The 17,733-nt window shown below is 72.0% G+C and carries 16 protein-coding genes and 1 other RNA gene; 5 read left to right on the plus strand and 12 right to left on the minus strand.

The window, feature by feature from the left end:
- The first annotated feature begins 46 nt into the window (after positions 1 to 46).
- Genes AB0946_RS04175 through AB0946_RS04185 form a run of 3 tightly spaced genes read left to right on the plus strand, consistent with a single transcriptional unit; the run spans position 47 to position 1,477 of the window.
- The gene (locus AB0946_RS04175; RefSeq protein ID WP_366759062.1) at positions 47 to 898 is read left to right on the plus strand and encodes a helix-turn-helix transcriptional regulator; all 852 of its coding nucleotides are present in this window, start codon (positions 47 to 49) and stop codon (positions 896 to 898) included.
- A gap of 7 nt (positions 899 to 905) precedes the next feature.
- A complete protein-coding gene (locus AB0946_RS04180; protein ID WP_366759063.1) occupies positions 906 to 1,109 on the plus strand; it encodes a DUF397 domain-containing protein in 204 nt (67 codons plus the stop codon).
- A gap of 32 nt (positions 1,110 to 1,141) precedes the next feature.
- Positions 1,142 to 1,477: a hypothetical protein gene (locus tag AB0946_RS04185; protein ID WP_366759064.1), complete on the plus strand. Its 336-nt coding sequence runs from the start codon at positions 1,142 to 1,144 to the stop codon at positions 1,475 to 1,477.
- 12 nt (positions 1,478 to 1,489) lie between these two features.
- Here the strand turns inward: AB0946_RS04185 and AB0946_RS04190 are convergent, their stop codons facing one another.
- From AB0946_RS04190 to AB0946_RS04200, 3 genes are all read right to left on the minus strand, one after another.
- Positions 1,490 to 3,640 carry a bifunctional polysaccharide deacetylase/glycosyltransferase family 2 protein gene (locus AB0946_RS04190; RefSeq protein WP_366759065.1) on the minus strand — a complete coding sequence of 717 codons (2,151 nt, stop codon included), beginning with the start codon at positions 3,638 to 3,640 and terminating at the stop codon, positions 1,490 to 1,492.
- Between the two features lie 22 nt (positions 3,641 to 3,662).
- Positions 3,663 to 4,679, minus strand: a complete 1,017-nt coding sequence (locus AB0946_RS04195) for a hypothetical protein (RefSeq protein ID WP_366759066.1) — start codon at positions 4,677 to 4,679, stop codon at positions 3,663 to 3,665.
- Between the two features lie 531 nt (positions 4,680 to 5,210).
- Complete coding sequence (locus AB0946_RS04200) at positions 5,211 to 6,188, minus strand: LysR family transcriptional regulator (RefSeq protein ID WP_366759067.1); 978 nt, start codon at positions 6,186 to 6,188, stop codon at positions 5,211 to 5,213.
- Positions 6,189 to 6,271: 83 nt separating this feature from the next.
- On the opposite strand from AB0946_RS04200, the gene AB0946_RS04205 reads away from it, so the two are divergent.
- Positions 6,272 to 7,597, plus strand: a complete 1,326-nt coding sequence (locus tag AB0946_RS04205; RefSeq protein ID WP_366759068.1) for an MFS transporter — start codon at positions 6,272 to 6,274, stop codon at positions 7,595 to 7,597.
- A gap of 64 nt (positions 7,598 to 7,661) precedes the next feature.
- On the opposite strand, the gene ssrA is transcribed toward AB0946_RS04205, so the two are convergent.
- From ssrA to ftsE, 5 genes are all read right to left on the minus strand, one after another.
- Positions 7,662 to 8,031: a transfer-messenger RNA gene (ssrA, locus tag AB0946_RS04210) on the minus strand.
- A 119-nt stretch (positions 8,032 to 8,150) separates the two neighbouring features.
- Positions 8,151 to 8,693, minus strand: coding sequence for an SsrA-binding protein SmpB (smpB, locus tag AB0946_RS04215; protein ID WP_366759142.1), 543 nt, complete (start codon positions 8,691 to 8,693; stop codon positions 8,151 to 8,153).
- Positions 8,694 to 8,761: 68 nt separating this feature from the next.
- Entirely contained in the window at positions 8,762 to 9,949 is a 1,188-nt protein-coding gene (locus tag AB0946_RS04220) for a S41 family peptidase (RefSeq protein WP_366759069.1), read from the minus strand.
- A gap of 68 nt (positions 9,950 to 10,017) precedes the next feature.
- Entirely contained in the window at positions 10,018 to 10,935 is a 918-nt protein-coding gene (ftsX, locus tag AB0946_RS04225; protein ID WP_171155745.1) for a permease-like cell division protein FtsX, read from the minus strand.
- A gap of 42 nt (positions 10,936 to 10,977) precedes the next feature.
- Positions 10,978 to 11,667, minus strand: a complete 690-nt coding sequence (gene ftsE, locus AB0946_RS04230; protein WP_030610589.1) for a cell division ATP-binding protein FtsE — start codon at positions 11,665 to 11,667, stop codon at positions 10,978 to 10,980.
- A gap of 262 nt (positions 11,668 to 11,929) precedes the next feature.
- Between ftsE and AB0946_RS04235 the strand changes: the two genes are divergently transcribed.
- On the plus strand, positions 11,930 to 12,130 hold the full coding sequence (locus AB0946_RS04235; RefSeq protein ID WP_366754452.1) for a hypothetical protein: 201 nt from the start codon (positions 11,930 to 11,932) through the stop codon (positions 12,128 to 12,130).
- A 75-nt stretch (positions 12,131 to 12,205) separates the two neighbouring features.
- Here AB0946_RS04235 and AB0946_RS04240 read toward each other — a convergent pair whose 3' ends face one another.
- The 4 genes from AB0946_RS04240 to AB0946_RS04255 all read right to left on the minus strand — a co-directional run bounded on the left by AB0946_RS04240 (position 12,206) and on the right by AB0946_RS04255 (position 17,690).
- Entirely contained in the window at positions 12,206 to 13,153 is a 948-nt protein-coding gene (locus AB0946_RS04240) for a hypothetical protein (RefSeq protein ID WP_366759070.1), read from the minus strand.
- 296 nt (positions 13,154 to 13,449) lie between these two features.
- A complete protein-coding gene (gene prfB, locus AB0946_RS04245; protein WP_366759071.1) occupies positions 13,450 to 14,556 on the minus strand; it encodes a peptide chain release factor 2 in 1,107 nt (368 codons plus the stop codon).
- Positions 14,557 to 14,639: 83 nt separating this feature from the next.
- The gene (locus tag AB0946_RS04250; RefSeq protein ID WP_366759072.1) at positions 14,640 to 15,866 is read right to left on the minus strand and encodes a serine/threonine-protein kinase; all 1,227 of its coding nucleotides are present in this window, start codon (positions 15,864 to 15,866) and stop codon (positions 14,640 to 14,642) included.
- Between the two features lie 111 nt (positions 15,867 to 15,977).
- Complete coding sequence (locus AB0946_RS04255) at positions 15,978 to 17,690, minus strand: serine/threonine-protein kinase (protein ID WP_366759073.1); 1,713 nt, start codon at positions 17,688 to 17,690, stop codon at positions 15,978 to 15,980.
- Positions 17,691 to 17,733: the final 43 nt, after the last annotated feature.

A 17,733-nucleotide genomic window follows, 5' to 3' on the forward strand; every position in this document is an offset into this window, starting at 1 on the left:
CGTCCGAGGTACTCACGTGCCGAGTCGGCGGTTGGAAGGAGGCTCCTTGCCACCCAGCAACACACCCACCTTGCGCCAGCGACGCCTTGGGGTTGAACTGCGAAAGCTTCGCGAGCGGGCAGGCCTTACGGCTACCGGCGCCGCCGCCCGGCTGGGGGTCAACCAAGGCCGCGTCAGCATGATCGAGACTGGGCGCAGCCCCCTCAGCGCCGACCGCGTCCGTTCCCTCGCCCGCGCCTACGACTGCGGGGACGCAGCCCTGGTGGACGCGCTGGCCGCGATGACTCAGCGCCAGGCACACGGTTGGTGGGACAGTTACCGCGACCACCTGCCGGTCGGCCTCATCGACCTTGCCGAGTTGGAGTACCACGCGGCAGCGCTGCGGGTTGCCCTGGTCATCCACATCCCGGCCCTGCTCCAGACGACCGATCACGCTCGCGCGCTCTTCAAGGAGGCGGTGCCGTCACTGCGGCCGCACGAGATCGAGCATCGCGTCAGCCACCGGGTCAAACGGCAGGAAATCCTCTACCGGGACAACCCGCCCCCGTACACGGCGGTGATCCACGAGTGCGCGCTGCACATGGGATACGGCGGCACCGCCACGGTTCGCGCTCAGCTCGACCACTTGTTGGAGATGAGCGAAATGGAACACGTCACCGTGAGGATCATCCCCTTCGGTAAGGGCTCCTTCCCAGGTACCGGACAGTCCGTCGACTACCTGGCGGGGCAGGTTCCTCAGCTCGACACTGTCCAACTGGACACGCACCACGGCTGCGAGTTTCTTGACGCGGAAGCCCAGTTGGAGAAATACCGCATCGTTCTCGACCGCATGGAGGCGAACGCCCTCAAGCCGGCAGAGTCCCGTGACCTGATCCACCACATCGCCCAGAGTGTCTGAGGTAACCGTGCCCGAGCTCCACTGGAAGAAGTCCACCTACAGCCCTGACGCCTCCAACTGCGTCGAGATAGCCACCACCCCCACCACCGTCCACATCCGCGACTCCAAGACCCCCACCGCCCGCCACCTCACCCTCGCCCCCTCGACCTGGGCGGACTTCCTTCCCCACCTCCGGGCGGGCCAAGGCTCTGGAACTGCTCAAGTGGTTTGATGACGGCGGCTCGCGGCGTTCACCCTGGTCGTATGAAGGGATTCGCGGGGTTCGGCAGGAAGCAGGATCTGGTGCTGGTGATCCGGGACTCGGACCTGGTCGGGGCGGCGCTGCGGGAGGCGTTGGACGGGGCTTCGGAGGAGGAGCGCGCGGGGCTGGAGCGGGCCGTCGCGCTCGTCGGGGCCACCGCGGACGCCAGCGAGGCACGACTCCGCGCCGACTGGGTCCGCACCCGGCTGGCCGACGTCGGCTTCAGCGGGGACATCGCCTCCGTCGCCGCCGTCAAGGCACTGCGTCAGGCCGAGCCGGGTCTGAGCCTGCTGGCGGCGGTGCAGTTGCAGAAGGACGCCGTGACCCATCAGGAGTAGGGAGCCGCGGCTTCAGCCGACCGGTGCCGCCTCCGGCACCGGCGGGCGCTCCGCCGGCGGCGCCGCCACCCCGCCCGTGCGGCGGAGTTTCTGCCAGCGCAGCCGGCCGCCGGTGAGGGCGGTGATCCAGGACTGGAGCAGGACGACGTACATCAGCTGGCGGTACAGCAGCTGCTGGAGCGGCAGGGAGAGGAGCGGGGTGAGGCGCTCGCGGTCGAGGTGGAAGGCGTATCCCGCGCAGAGCGCCTGGACGGCCAGGACCGCGCACCAGGCCAGGACCGTCTTGGCCGTCGGGCCGAAGACCAGGCCGTAGACCAGGAAGAGGTCGATCAGGGGGGCCAGGAGTGGGGCCACGACCATGAAGAGCGAGACCAGAGGCAGGCCCACGCGGCCGAAGCGGCCGGACGGGCCCCGGTCGAACAGCGCGCCGCGGTGCTTCCAGATGGCCTGCATGGTGCCGTACGACCACCGGTAGCGCTGCGACCACAGCTGCTGGACCGACTCGGGCGCCTCCGTCCAGGCGCGGGCCTTCTCAGCGTACACCACGCGCCAGCCGTCGCGGTGCAGGGCCATCGTGACGTCGGTGTCCTCGGCGAGCGTGTCGTCGCTCATGCCGCCGACCCGTTGCAGGGCCGAGCGGCGGAACGCCCCGACCGCACCCGGGATCGTCGGCATGCAGCGCAGGATGTCGTACATGCGGCGGTCGAGGTTGAAGCCCATCACGTACTCGATGTGCTGCCACGCGCCGATGAGCCGGTTCTTGTTCCCGACCTTGGCGTTGCCGGCGACGGCGCCGACGCGCGGGTCCGCGAAGGGCTGGACGAGTTCGCGGACGGTCGCCGGCTCGAAGACGGTGTCCCCGTCCATCATCACGACCAGCTCGTGACGGGCGTGCGCCAGGCCCCGGTTGAGCGCGGCCGGCTTGCCCGCGTTGGCCTGGCGGATCACCCGTACGTCCGGCAGGTCCAGCGCCTGGACGAGGTCGGCCGTGCCGTCCGCCGAGCCGTCGTCGATGACCAGCACCTCGATGGGGTGTTCGCTGCGCATGAGCGAACGCACCGTGTTCTCGATGCACTTGGCCTCGTTGTACGCCGGCACCAGCACCGACACCGGCTCGGTCACGGGCTCCTCGCCCCAGCGGAAACCGGGGCGCCGGGTGCGGCGGGCGTGCGCGCCGGACAGCAGCAGCATCATGCCGAACCGGGCGAAGACGAGGCAGCCGACGACGGCGAGACCGGCGACGAGGACCGTGGTGATGTCGTCGGACGCCTTCACCAGGAAGATCCAGGCCCTCCCCTTCCACAGGCCGAGCCCGGTGACCGGGGTGTCGGCGCTCGGGGCCCGCAGCGCCGCCGTGAGGGTCTGGAAGGTGTAGCCCTGGTGCTGGAGCCGGGGCAGGAGCCGGTCGAGCGCCTGGACGGTCTGGTGCCGGTCGCCGCCCGAGTCGTGCATGAGGACGACCGCCCCCCGGCCGCCGTGGGGCGTGGCGTTGCGGATGATCCGCTCGACGCCGGGCTTGCGCCAGTCCTCGCTGTCGGCGTCGTCCACGACCGTGAGGTAGCCGCGGCTGCCGATGTACCGCGTCACCGGCCAGGACCGGTTGTCGATCGCGTTCGCGGAGGAGGAGTACGGCGGCCGGAACAGCGAGCTGCGGATCCCGGCCGCACCGGCGAGCGCCAGCTGGTTCTGCGACAGCTCCCAGTCGATGCGCCTGGTGGAGTGGTACGACAGGTCGGGGTGGCCGAAGGTGTGCAGGCCGACCTCGTGTCCCTCGGCGACCATGCGCCGGACCAGCTCGGGGTGGCGGGAGGTCATGGTGCCGGTGACGAAGAAGACCGCGTGCGCGTGGTGCTTCTTCAGCACGTCGAGCACCTTCGGGGTCCAGGTCGGGTCGGGTCCGTCGTCGAAGGTGAGGACGATGCGGTGGTCGGGTATGCGCAGGCTGTCGGCGCGGCCGTCGCGCGTGTCGATGACCGGACCGCCGTCGAGGACGCGCTGCGGAACCCTGTCGTTCGCCGCGGCGGGCCGGACGCGGTGGTCGGCGAGGATCTCGTTGTGCACGTAGCCGCGCAGCATGAGCATCGCCAGGGTCGCCACCAGGACCAGGAGGGGGAGCAGGTAGCGCAGCGGCAGCCGGGTACGGCGGCGGGGGTGTGAGGCCATCGGTGGGTGTTCCGCCCGGTCGTCAGAGGGGGAGCTTGGGGTGCGGGCGCCTGGTGTGTCCGGGCGGGGTGTGGGTCCGTCCCGACGGGGTCGGCGTGGCCGCCGGAGCGGTGGCCGTCGCGGTGGCCGTGGCGGTGGCGGACGGTGCCGGGGACGCGTCGGTGGCCGGGGCCGACGGGGTCGGGGAACCGGTGGCCCCGGCGTCGTCGGCGGGCGCGGAGGCGGTGGAGCCGTCCGGCCCGGTGGACGCGGAGGCGTCGGCGCCGGCGGGCGCTCCGCCGGCCGGTACGGCGGTGCCGCCCGCCCCGGCGCCGACGACGGGTGCGGTCACCGTGCCGGCTCCCGGCGCGGTGGGGGTGGTGGAGACGCTGGGCAGCGGTGAGGTGTCCACCTTGCCGGCCGGCTTGTCCTCGTGCTGACCCGGTACCGGCAGCCAGGGCGCGGCGGAGTCGCCGGACAGCAGGGTGGCGACGATGACGGCGGCGTAACCGGCACAGGCGACGGCCACGGCCACGCCGAGCCGGCGGAAACGACGGCTACGACGGCCCGACTCGTCCACGAAGACGGGCCCGTCCGGGCCACGGGGGTCCCGCACAGCCGACTGCGCGCCCACAGCGCCGAGTCGCACGTCGCCCAGCTGGACGGTCTGGTCCAGCGGGGTGGAAGCGGGGGCGGGAGTGGGAGTAGGGGTGGGGCTGGGGGCAGGGCCAGATGCCGGGGCCTCGACGGTGCTGGTGGCGGCCCCGGGGGGCGCCTGCTCGCCGGGGTCGGCGGGGTCGACGCGCTCGCCGGCCTCGGCGGCCACCGCGGGCTCGCCGGCCTCGGCAGACTCGGCGGGCATGCTCGGCTCGCCGGGACCAGTGGACGCGGCGGCCATGCCGGGTCCGGCGGGCTCGGCGGGGTCGGCGGGCTCGCCGGGGTCGGCGGGGTCGGCAGACTCGACGCGCTCGCCGGCCTCGGCGGGCATGCTCGGCTCGCCGGGCTCGCCGGGCTCGCCGGGCTCGGCAGACTCGGCCCGCTTGCCGGGGTCGGCAGCCACCGGGGGCTCGCCGGTCTCAACGGCATCCGCGGGCCCGGCCGATGCGCCGGGCCGCTCCGACGCGGCGGACGCCCCGGACTCACCCTGCGCCTCAGCCCCGGCCGGCTGCGGGGAGTCGCCCGGCTCACCCGTACCGGCGGATCCGGCTGCGGTCCCCGCCACCCCTGATGCCTCACGCGTATCGGCTTCGGAGTCGCCCAAGGCCCCCGCACCGGCACCAGAGTTCGCGACCTGCGCCACCCGCGTGTCCGATTTCATCCGCTCATCGCCCCCGCCCACCGGCTCACCGCGTCCTTCGGACGCCATCTCTCGCCCCTCGGGTTGGGCGTCTTCAGGACACAATTTCACGCGCGTTCATCCCCCCACGGGACAGTCACGGGCGCGCTCACGATCCCGGGCACCCGTCGACCGGACCAGACCCCATCCCGGGCCGAGCGCCCCACTACCACCCTGGGCCCGGGCCAAGAATGTAACGCACCCGGAGGAGTGCCACGCGCCGGGCCGGGTAGGAGCGATGCCCGCCCCCACGGGTCAGCCCCCGTTCATGGCGTCCTCGTCCATGGCCGGAATCCATCCGCCGACGGGCCGCCGCAACCACCCCTCCGCCCGAGCGATCTCGGCCACCGCCTTCCGCAACGCGGTCAATCCGGGATGTACCAACCCCTTCCGCCAGACCAGGGAGACCGGCGACAGCGGGACGGGGTCGACGAGGGGCCGTCGCACCGTCCCGGGCAGGGGCGGGAAGTCCACGACGGCCAGCACCGGATTGCGGGTCTTCGCCATGATGCGGCCGAACTCCTCGTCACCGACGGCCAGTGGGAGCGGCGGGGCGAGCCGGATGGCGCGGTCCTGGAAGAGACGCAGGGCCAGGTCGGTCCACTCCCGGGTGCGCGGGTTGCCGGCGCCGGCGTACACCGTCTCGCCGGCCAGCGCGGACAGCGGCACCCGCGCCGACGCGGCCAGCGGGTGGTCGTCGGGCAGTACGACGGCCATCGGCTCGTACCGCACCGGCTGCTGCTCCAGGCCGGAGCGGAGCGCCGGGTCGAGTCCGGCGAACCGGCCGAAGGAGACGTCCAGGCGGCCGGCGAGCAACTCGGCGGCGGCTCCGGTGAGGCCGCTCTCGTAGCGGGCCATCAGCTCGCAGTCGGGGGCGAGTTCGCGGGCCCGGTGCAGGACACGGCGACCGGTGGCCAGGCCCGGTGAGTTGAGGTCGACCAGCAGCGGGCGGGCCTGGCCGGCGGCGAACGCGGCCAGCAGGTCGTCCTGGGCCGCGAGGACCCGGCGCGCGTGCGGCAGCAGGCGTTCGCCGTCCGGGGTCAGCGTGACCTGCCGGGTGGTCCGTACGAACAGCTCGGCGCCCAGCTCCCGTTCCAGCCGCCGTACGTCCCGGCTGAGCGCCTGCTGGGCGACGTACAGCCGGGCCGCCGCCCGCGTGAAGTGCAGTTCCTCGGCGACGGCGACGAAGGAACGCAGCAGGCGCGGGTCTATGTGGGCGGCGGGGGCGGACATGCGGCGAATTTACAACGCGGGCGCGTGGATCGGGGCGCGGAAGGTGTTGGACCCGGTGATCCGCCGCGGGTGACTGTTGAGCCATGTCCCAAGAGACCGCCCAAGACGTCCGAGAAAGCCGGACAGACGGCGGGAGCGGCCGAGTCGGTGGATATCGCCGCCTGTTCCGTCTCCCCGGCGCCCGTGCCTTCACCACCGGCAACCTCCTGGCCCGCCTGCCGATGGGCATGTTCAGCGTGAGCGCGGTGGTGATGATCGCCGGTTCCCGTGGTTCGTACGCCCTCGCCGGTGCCGTCACCGCCACGGGGCTCGCGGCGACCGCGCTGGCCGGGCCCTGGCTCGCCCGGCTGGTCGACCGGCACGGGCAGGCCCGGGTCGCGCTGCCGGCCACGGTGGTGTCCGTGCTGGGCAGCCTCGCGCTGCTGCTGTGCGTCCGCTGCGACGCCCCGGACTGGACCCTGTTCGCCGCCTACGCCGGCACGGCGGCCACCCCCAACATCGGCGGCCTGTCCCGCGCCCGCTGGGCCCGTCTGCTGCGGGACGAGCCCGGCGCGCTACACACGGCGAACGCGTTCGAGCAGGCGGCGGACGAGCTGTGCTTCATGCTCGGGCCGGTGCTCGCGTCCTTCCTGACCGGCACGTTCTTCCCGGAGGCGGGCACGCTCACCGGGGCGGTGCTGCTGCTCGCCGGCATGCTGCTGTTCCTCGCCCAGCGGGCGACCGAGCCGCCGCCGACGCCCCGCTCGCAGGGGCCCTCGCCGCTGCGCAGCCCGGGCATCCCGCCCCTGCTGGCGTGCTTCACGGCGACCGGCGCGGTGTTCGGTTCCATGGAGGTCGTCACGATCGCCTACGCCGACGCGCAGGGGCACCGCGCGGCGGCCGGTGCCGTGCTCGCGCTCCAGGCGGCGGGCTCGTGCGCGGCGGGGCTGGTGTACGGGGCGCGGAAACCGGCCCGGGCGCGCTTGTCCTGGTGTCTGGCGGCCATGGCCGGGCTCATGACCCTCCCCTGGCTCGCGGCCGCCACCCGGTCCCTGCCGGCGCTGGCGGGTGCGCTGCTGGTGGCGGGGATGGCGACGGCGCCGACGATGGTCACGGCGATGACGCTGGTGCAGCGGCGGACCCCGGCCGACCGGCTCAACGAGGGGATGAGCCTGATGGTGACGGGCCTGCTCACCGGCATCGCGTGCGGTTCGGCGACGGGCGGCTGGGCGGCGGAACACCTCTCCCCCACCGCCGCGTACGCCGCACCGGTGGCCGCCGCCGCCCTCGCCCTGGTCCTGGCCGCGCTCACTGGCGCCGGCCGGGCGCGCAAGAGCCCCGAAGGGGCGCGGGGAACCGCACGACCAGCCACGACGCACCCGCAGCCGCAGCCGGGAGCGGACCCGCACCACCAGGTCACCACCCCATGACAAAGGCCCCGCCGCTAGGAGCGACGGGGCCTGTGCCCACATGGGGTCGACCCCCGGAGGGGCCTCGTGGAGATGGCGGGAATCGAACCCGCGTCCAACGGTGCGGAATCAGGGCTTCTCCGTGTGCAGTCCGCTGCGATTTTCTCGGCCCCGGAGATCACGCGGACAAGTCTCCGACGGGCTCAGTCACTGTTTGGTTTCCCTCTACACCCCGTGACCGGGTCTAGAGGTTTAGTTCCCTAGCTGATGCCAGGATCCGGGTCGGGAACAGCCCCGGGCTGACACTTCGCGAGTCGCTACTTAGGCAGCGAGGGCGAAGGAATCGCGCTTGGTGTTGGCGATTATTTTTTGCGACATATGGTTTACGAGATCATTGCCGCTTCCTCGACACGCTTCCCCTGCTTCGACAGCCGCTGTCGAAACCGATCATCCCCATGTTGATTTTTCAAACCCCTCCGTCGGGAGGGTTCGCGCACCCTCTGTGGAGTGCGCTGCCATCGTACGTGACCAACGCCCGACGATGCCAGCCTATTCCCGTCGGCCCGTCGCCCGGCTAAGAGCCGCGCTGCCTGCGCTTCGCCGCCGCGATCGCCCGGTCCGCCTCCCGCCGGTCCTGCTGCTCCCGCAGCGTCTGCCGCTTGTCGTACTCCTTCTTGCCCCGTGCGAGGGCGATCTCGGCCTTCGCCCGGCCGTCCTTGAAGTAGATGGCGAGGGGCACGATCGTGTGTCCCGTCTCCTGGGCCTTCGACTCCAGCTTGGCGATCTCCTCGCGGTGCAGGAGCAGCTTGCGCTTGCGGCGCGCGGAGTGGTTGGTCCAGCTGCCCTGGTGGTACTCGGGGATGTGGGCGTTGTAGAGCCACGCCTCGCCCCGGTCGATCTGGACGAAGCCGTCGGTCAGCGAGGTCCGCCCCTCGCGCAGCGACTTGACCTCCGTGCCCATGAGCACGAGCCCGGCCTCGTAGGTGTCGATGATCGCGTAGTCGTGCCGGGCCTTCTTGTTCTGGGCGACGATCTTGCGCTTGCCGCCCTTCTCGCCGTCCCTGGCCTTCGCGGCCCCGCCGCCCTGCTTGGGCTGGGACTCCTTCGGTACGTACATTCCCTTGCTCATAGTGCCCACCATTTTCGCACCACACAGGGGGTGTGCGTACAGCCGATTACGCGTGGCTACGACGGGTCGCCCAGCCCGGTGAGGACCGTCTCGGCCCGTGGCAGCGCCTGCTCGGGCCCCGCCTCCAGGTCGGGGGTGATGCCCCTGCCGTCCACCGTGCGGCCGGAAGGGGTGCGGTAGTGGCCGACGGTCAGCTCGGCCACCGAGCCGTCGGGCAGCTCGGTCGGCATCTGGATCGAGCCCTTGCCGAAGGTGCGGGAGCCGATCACCACCGCGCGGCCCCGGTCCTGGAGGGCCCCGGTGAGCAGCTCGGCCGCGCTCATGGTGCCGCCGTCGACCAGGACGACCAGGGGGCGGGTGGTGTCACCGCCGGAGGCGGCGTGCAGGGAGCGCTGGGCGCCGTCGACGTCGTAGGTGGCGACCAGGCCGCCGTCCAGGAAGGCGGAGGCGGTGTCCACGGCCTCGGTGACCAGGCCGCCGGAGTTGCCCCGCAGGTCCAGAACGGTCCGGCCGTCGGCGGGGGCGGCGCGCAGCGCCTCGCGGACCGCGTCGGCGGAGCCCTTGGTGAACGCGGCGACCTTGAGCACGGTGACGCCGTCGGGCAGCCGGCGCGCGGTCACGGAGTCGGTGGACAGCCGGGCCCGGTGCAGGGTCTCGGTCCACGCGCGCGCGCCGCGCTCCAGGCCGATGGTGACCGTCGTACCGGCCGGGGCGTCATCGCCGTCCCCGCGCAGGGCGTCACCGCGGAGCAGGGCGACCACCTCGGTGACCGGGCGCCCGTCGACCTTCCGGCCGTCGATGCTGCGCAACCGGTCGCCCGTCCGGATCCCGGCGTCGGCGGCGGGCGAGCCGGACTGCACCCGGGTCACCTCGATCCCGCCGTCCGCCTCCTGCCGCGCCCACAGGCCGACACCGGTGTACCGGCCGTCGAGCGCGTCCTGGAACTGCTCGTACTCGCCCTCGGAGTAGACCGCGGCCCAGCGGTCCCCGCTGCGGCTGACGGCCCTTTCCGCCGCCTCCACCGGGGACTTGCCGTCGGCCATCGCCTCCGCGGCGGCCCTCTCGACGGCCTCGTGCCGGGCGGCCGGACCCGCCGGGCCGGCGGCGGACTTCCGCGCTGGAACGTCGGATTCCGGGAAGGAACCGGTGGCGGCGCCGGCGATCAGCACACCGGCGAAGACCAATGCCAGGGTGGCCCCACGGCGGACGCGGCGGGGCTGACAGAACGGGTCATGGCCTGACATGGCGGCGAGTCTAGGGCAACGCGAAGGGGCCGTACGGCCGGAAGACCGTACGACCCCGTTGGCATGCGTCACACCTTCAGATACTTGCGCAGCGCGAAGAACGCGGCGAGCGACGGCATCAGGACACTGGTGGCGAGGATCAGCGGCAGCTTGGTCAACACCGCGTCCCAGCCGACGAAGTTGATGAGCGTGAGCTTGTGGGACAGCTCCATGCCGTGGTCGATGGTGAAGTACCGGCCGACCACGAGCGCGATGCAGGCGAGGCCGCCGCCGATGAGTCCGGCGACCGCGGCCTCGGCGATGAACGGCGCCTGGATGTAGAAGCCCGAGGCACCGACCAGGCGCATGATCCCGGTCTCCCGCCGCCGGCTGAACGCCGAGACGCGCACGGTGTTGACGATCAGCAGGAGCGCGACGATCAGCATCATCGCCATCACGCCGAGCGCGCCCCGGTTCATCAGGTTCAGCAGCTGGAAGAGGTTGTCCAGGATGCCCTTCTGGTCCTGCACCGACTGCACGCCGTCCCGCCCGTTGAACGCGGACGCGATCACCTGGTACTTCTGCGGGTCCTTGAGCTTGATCCGGTACGACTCCTGCATCTGGTCCGGCGTCAGCGAGCCGGCCAGCGGGGAGTTGCCGAACTGCTCCTTGTAGTGCTTGTACGCCTCGTCCTGCGACTCGTAGGTCACCTTCTCGACGACCGGCATCTTGTCCAGGTCCGCGAGGATCTGCTTCTTCTGGTCCTCGGTGACCGCGCCCTTGGCGCAGTGGACGTCGTTCTCCGCGTCGTGCTTGTTGCACAGGAAGATCGAGACGTTGACCTTGTCGTACCAGTAGCCCTTCATGGTGCTCACCTGGTCGCTCATCAGCAGCGAGCCGCCGAACAGGGCCAGGGACAGGGCGACGGAGACGATGACGGCGAAGGTCATCGTCAGATTGCGGCGGAGACCGACACCGATCTCCGACAGGACGAACTGGGCGCGCATGGCGGGTTCTTCAGGCCTTTCCGGAACTGGGTGCTGGTGCGGTCAGTGCTGGTAGCCGTAGACGCCGCGGGCCTGGTCGCGGACGAGGCGGCCCTTCTCCAGCTCGATGACGCGCTTGCGCATCTGGTCCACGATGTTCTGGTCGTGCGTCGCCATGATGACGGTGGTGCCCGTCCGGTTGATGCGGTCGAGCAGCTTCATGATGCCGACGGAGGTCTGCGGGTCGAGGTTGCCGGTGGGCTCGTCGGCGATGAGCAGCTTCGGCCGGTTGACGAACGCGCGCGCGATGGCGACGCGCTGCTGCTCACCACCGGACAGCTCGCCGGGCCTGCGGTCCTCCTTGCCGCCGAGCCCGACGAGATCGAGCACCTGCGGCACGGACTTGCGGATCTCGCCGCGGGACTTGCCGATGACCTCCTGGGCGAAGGCCACGTTCTCCGCGACCGTCTTGTTCGGCAGCAGCCGGAAGTCCTGGAAGACCGTGCCCAGCTGGCGGCGCATCTGCGGCACCTTCCAGTTGGACAGCCGCGCGAGGTCCTTGCCCAGCACGTGCACCTGGCCGTGGCTGCACCGCTCCTCGCGGAGGATGAGCCGCAGGAAGGTGGACTTTCCGGAGCCGGAGGACCCCACGAGGAAGACGAACTCGCCCTTCTCCACCTCCAGGGAGACATCCCTGAGTGCGGGGCGGGTCTGCTTGGGGTAGACCTTGGAGACATTGTCGAATCGGATCACGGATGCACCACGGGTCGCCGGGGGTAGATGAGCGTGACCATACGCGAACCGGGCGTGCGAGCGCAGTCGCGGGTTGAGGTTGGGCAAGACTTGTACGTTTTTGTACCGGCCGCTTCCCGCGCCCCGTTCCCCAAGGCCCCGCGCACGCGCCGCGGGAACCTGGCACAGTGGAAGGGAAACGAAGGACGACGGGAACGCGGGGGAACGTTCTCGTCCCCGTGAGCGTTGTGCATGTGATGGCCGGTGCAAGGAGGGCGAGCGCATGACGTACGACCGGTTGGTGTGCGCGAACTGCGCGGCGCCCGTGAGCGAGGGCCGGTGCCCGGTGTGCCGTGCCAACCGCGAGCGACTGCAGCAGGAGGGCTTCTTCCAGGGCCTGGGCGGGTTGAACCCGATGGCGCTGATCGCACTGCTGGCGGTGCTGATCGCCGCGGTGGCGCTGCTGGCGCACCAGACGGCCTGACGGAAGCGTCACAAGGGCCCGGAGCCGAGGCTCCGGGCCCTTACGCGTGTGCCGTGCGTGACCTCGTGGATACGGTCAGGCGGCGGCGCCGCGGCCGCTCACCAGGCGCGGCAGGACGCGGAAGCCGATGCCGCCGGCGATCATCGTCGCGGCGCCGACGAGCAGGAACGCGGTCTGGCCGGCACCGGTCTCGGCGAGCTGCTTGTCGCCGCCCTGGGCCGAGGTGTCGGAGCCGGTGTCGGTGAGCGCCGAGGAGCCCTCGTCCTGCGGGACGTTGTTGTTGCCGCCGTCGGGGCCGGTGTGGTTGCCCCCGGTGGTGGAACCGCCGGTGCTGCCGGAACCGCCGTCGGTGGAGTCGCCGCCCGTGGAACCGCTGGTGCCGCTGTCACCGCCGGAGGTGCCGGTGCCACCGCTGGTGCCGGTGCCACCGCTGGTGCCGCTGTCACCGCCGGAGGTGCCGTTGCCGCCGGAGTTGCCGTTGCCACCCGAGTTGCCGTTGCCACCCGAGTTGCCGTTGCCACCCGAGTTGCCGTTGCCACCGGAGTTGCCGTTGTCGCCGCCGGTGGAGGCGTCACCGCCGCTGTTGTTGCCGCCGGAGGTGCTGTCGCCACCGCCGATGGAAGCGTCACCACCGATCGAAGCGTCACCACCGATCGAAGCGTCACCGCCGATGGAGGCGTCACCGCCGATCGAAGCGTCACCGCCGATCGAAGCGTCACCGCCGATGGAGGCGTCGCCGCCGCTGGCAGCCGAGCCGTCGGTACCTGCCGAGCCGGTGACCGATCCGCCGTCGGTCCCCAGGGTCGTGCCCTCGGTCACGCCGATGGTGGCGCCGCCGTCGGCGGTGCCACCGTCCGTGTTGCCGCCGTCGGCGCCGACACCGCTCACGCCGAGGCTGATCGGCCCGGCCTGGACGCCGAGGTCCAGGGCCGAAGCCGCGCCGGCGGCCGTCAGCGACGCACCGGCCGCGATCACGGCGCCGGCGGCTATCCGCGCGACCCGGATCCGCGTCTTCTTCGTCATATGGTTGCTACCCCCAGTAGCTGTTCGTCAATGAGGCGGCGCGTGGGGCGTGCCGTGATCGACGGAGGCAGCTGGTGACGAAGTGGCGTCAACTCGATCCCCCGGTTCACATGCGCCCCAAGAGTACGCATGCCGCGCTTCACCCTTCCGAGTTTTCACAGCAACGTCAAGGGCGTTGCGGGCGCGATGTCCGGTGGGGTGGCCTTTGCGGAGAGTTGAAGCCTGTGAGTGTGACGTAAAACCCAGGAAAATGAGCAACTGCCGCCTGCGGGGCGGCAGTTGTCATGTCGACAAAGTTACTTCTCCTGCTGCTTGCGCCAGCGAATCCCGGCCTCCAGGAACCCGTCGATCTCACCGTTGAACACGGCCTCCGGGTTGCCCACCTCGTGCTCCGTGCGCAGGTCCTTGACCATCTGGTACGGGTGCAGCACGTACGAACGCATCTGGTTGCCCCAGGAGTTGCCGCCGTCGCCCTTGAGGGCGTCCATCTTGGCCTGCTCCTCCTGCCGGCGCCGCTCCAGCAGCTTGGCCTGGAGGACGTTCATCGCGGTGGCCTTGTTCTGGATCTGCGACCGCTCGTTCTGGCAGGAGACCACGATGCCGGTGGGCAGGTGCGTGATGCGGACCGCGGAGTCGGTGGTGTTGACGCCCTGGCCGCCGGGGCCCGAGGACCGGTAGACGTCGATGCGCAGCTCGGACTCGTCGATCTCGACATGGTCGGACTGCTCGACCACGGGCAGCACCTCGACACCGGCGAAGGAGGTCTGCCGGCGCCCCTGGTTGTCGAAGGGCGAGATGCGCACCAGGCGGTGCGTGCCCTGCTCGACGGAGAGGGTGCCGTAGGCGTACGGCGAGTGCACGGCGAAGGTGGTCGACTTGATGCCGGCCTCTTCGGCGTACGACGTCTCGATCAGCTCCGTCTTGTAGCCGTGCTGCTCGGCCCAGCGCAGGTACATGCGCTGGAGCTTCTCGGCGAAGTCGGCGGCGTCGACGCCACCGGCCTCGGCGCGGATGTTGACGAGCGCCTCACGGGCGTCGTACTCGCCGGACAGGAGGGTGCGGACCTCCATCTCGTCCAGCGCCTTCTTCACCGAGGTCAGCTCGGACTCGGCCTCGGCGCGGGTGTCCGGGTCGTCCTCCTCCTCGGCCATCTCGAAGAGGACCGCGAGGTCGTCGATCCGGCCGCGCAGCGCCTCGGCCTTCCTGACCTCGGCCTGGAGGTGGGAGAGCTTGCTGGTGATCTTCTGCGCCTCGTCCGGGTTGTCCCACAGGGACGGGGCCGCCGCCTGCTCCTCAAGCACGGCGATATCTGCCCTCATCTTGTCGAGGTCCAGGACGGCCTCGATCGACTCCATGGTCGAGGAGAGGGACTTCAGCTCTTCGGATACATCGACGACTGCCACGCCTTCCAGCGTAACGGCTGTGGCAAGCGACCCCGCCCGCCTCCCGGCCGACCGGGCCGGGCGGGAGGCGGGCGGGGCCCGGGTCAGGGGGCCGACGTGCTGTGGGTGGCCGGGGCCGGCTGGTCGTCGTCCCCGCCGGAGGAGGCGAGCCAGGCGCCGACGGCCACGACGGCGGCCACCACCACCCCGGCCACGCCGAGAGTCACCCGGCGCCGGCGCACCGCGGCCCGGTGGCGGGCCGAGCCCGGCCGGGGCGCGCCGGTGGGCCGGGGCACCCGAGCGGTCCCGTGCGCGCCCCCCGCCAGCTCGTCCGGCCCCGGCACCCGCATCGAGGTGTGCGTGTCGCGGTTGGAGTCGGGCTTGGCCCCGGGGACCAGGGAGACCGCCCCCCGGCGCCGTACCGGCTCGCCCTGCGGGGCCGACGGCACGGACTCCTCCGCGGTGTCCTCGGAGAGGTCGGGCTCGTCCACGTCGAGCGGCGGCATCCCGGCCAGCATGGGCAGCTGCTCGCGCAGCCGCGCCGCGAGCTCGGAGGCGCGCAGCCGGGAGGCCGGGGCCTTGGCCAGGCACTGCACCAGCAGCTGCCACAGCTCCTCGGGGATGCCGGGCAGCGGTACGACGGTCTCGGTGACGTGCCGCCGCAGGACCGCGCCCGGGTGGCCGCCCCCGAAGGGCGTGAAGCCGGCCAGCAGCTCGTACAGGACCGTGGCGAGCGCGTAGATGTCCACGGCGGCCCGGGGCGGCAGGCCCTCGACGATCTCCGGTGCCAGGTAGTCCGGCGTGCCGATGATCTTGGTGGCGCGGGTCCGTTTCGGCGAGTCGATCAGCTTGGCGACGCCGAAGTCGGTGAGCAGGGCGGGGTGGGAGCCGCCCGGCCCGATGGGGCCCCGCATGTCGAGCAGGACGTTCTCGGGCTTGACGTCCCGGTGGACGACCCCGGCCGCGTGGGCCGCCGCCAGCGCGTCGGCGACGTCGGCGACGATCGCCACGGCCGCCTCGGGGGCGAGCCGCCGCTCCCGCTCCAGCCGGGTGCGCAGGTCGGTGCCGCGCACGAGGTCCATGACCAGGGCCAGGTCGTTGCCGTCGACCACCAGGTCGCGCACGGTGACGATGTGCGGGTGCTCCAGACCGAGCAGCGCGGTGCGCTCCTGCACGAAGCGCCCGACGAGCTCCTGGTCGGAGGCGAGGTCCTCGCGCAGCAGCTTGATGGCGACGGGGCCGTCCGGTCCCTCGCCCAGCCACACCGTGCCGGCGCTTCCCCGCCCCAGGATCTGGTTCGCGGTGTACCGGCTGCCGATCTTCCGTGCCAAGACTGCTCCTACAGACGCGTGTTGTCGCCAAAACTACGCGTCCGACGAGCCAACCTTCACCGCGGAGACGGAAATCACCCGGCAGATGTCGACAAATCTCCGAACCAGCGGTCAGTTTCCGCTGCCGGAGCCGCCCAGGTCCTTGATCCAGCCACCGGCCTTGCCGATCCAGTCGGACATCTGGTCCCAGTAGCCCTTGCCGGTGCCGATCCAGTCCTGCAGCGGGGTCAGCTCCCAGATCAGCCAGCTCGCCACGATCAGGATGACGATCGTGAACAGACAGCCCTTCAGGCAGCCCAGCCCGGGGATCTTCATCCGGTTGGCGCTGCGCTGCCGGGGTTCCCGGGGCTCCCGCGCGGGCCGCTGCGGCGCCGGCGGGGCGGGAGGCGCGTACCGCTGGGGCCGGCGGGGCTCCTGGGGCGGGGCGTACTGCTGGGGCTGCTGCTGCGGATAGCCGTACCCGGCGCCCTGCTGCCGGCCGCGCGGCTGCGGCTGCTGCGGACGGGCCTGCGGTGCCGGGCGCGGCTGCTGCTGGGGGCGGGCGACCTGCCGCTGGGGGCGGCGGCGCAGCGGGTCCTCGTCCGGGGCCAGGTACTGGATCTGGGTCTGCTCGTTGCGGTCGCGGGCGGCCCTCAGCTGGGTCTGCCAGGGATGCGGCTGCTCGCCCTGGCCCTGCTGGCCCTGCTGCCCCTGCTGGCCGTACTGCCCCTGCGGAACGGGCGGCAGGACCGCCGTCGGGTCCGCCGCGCCCGTGTTCGGGAGTACGGCGGTGGGGTCGGCGGCGCCGGCCGGGCCGCCGGTGTGCGGCAGCACGCTGGTGGCGGCGTTCGGGTCGTACGCGCCCTGCTGCGCGTTCGTCGGCAGGACCTGGGTGGGGTCGGCGGCACCGGGCACGCCCGGGACCGCGGCGGGCGCCGGGTCGGGGGCGAGCAGCGCGCCGACGCCCTCGGCGGCGGCGATCTGCGCGGCGTTCGCGTGCACCCCGACGCCCTCGGCGACGACCCGCAGCCCGCGCGCGAGGTTCTCCGCGCTCGGCCGCTCCTCCGGGTTCTTGCGCAGGCAGCGCTCTATGACCGTCCACAGCGGCTCGGGGACGGTGGAGGGGCGGCGCGGTTCGGCGCTCAGGTGCTGGTGCAGGACCTCGAGGGCGGAGCCGCCGGAGAACGGCGGACGGCCGGTGACCAGCTCGTACAGCAGGATGCCGGCGCCGTAGACGTCGACGGCGGAGGTCTGCGGGCGGCCTTCCGCGGACTCCGGCGCCACGTACGCGGGCGTGCCGACGAACTCGTGGGTGCGGGTCAGGCCCGGGGAGTCGGCGAGGCGGGCGATGCCGAAGTCGGTCAGCATCGGGTGCATCTGGCCGCCGTGCTGCATGAGCAGCACGTTGGCGGGCTTCAGGTCGCGGTGGACGACGCCGTCGGCGTGGCTCGCGGCGAGGGCGTCGGCGATCTGGGCGGTCAGCAGGGCCGCGGCGACCGGGGTGAAGGGACCGTTCTCGCGCAGGTAGCGGTGCAGGTCGGGGCCGTCGACGAGGTCCATGACCAGCGCCAGCAGATCGCCCTCGACGACCAGGTCGCGTACCCGGACGATGTTCGGGTGGGTGAGCCGGAGCAGTACGGAGCGCTCGCGCAGGAAGCGCATCACGATGTCCGGGTCGCTCGCCAGCTCCTCCTTGAGGACCTTGATCGCGACGGTCTCCCCGGGCTGTCCGGGCACGGCCGCCTCCGCGCCCGCGGTCTCACGCTGGCGGGCACGCCAGACGGTGCCTGTGGCGCCGCGTCCGAGCGGTTCCTCAAGCAGGTATTTGCTGCCGACTGGCCGCACGTCTCGCGCTCCCTGCTGGTCGCTGTTGCTTCGCTTGCCTGCG

Source organism: Streptomyces sp. NPDC046870 (assembly GCF_040704595.1).
Taxonomy (GTDB): Bacteria; Actinomycetota; Actinomycetes; order Streptomycetales; family Streptomycetaceae; genus Streptomyces; species Streptomyces argyrophylli.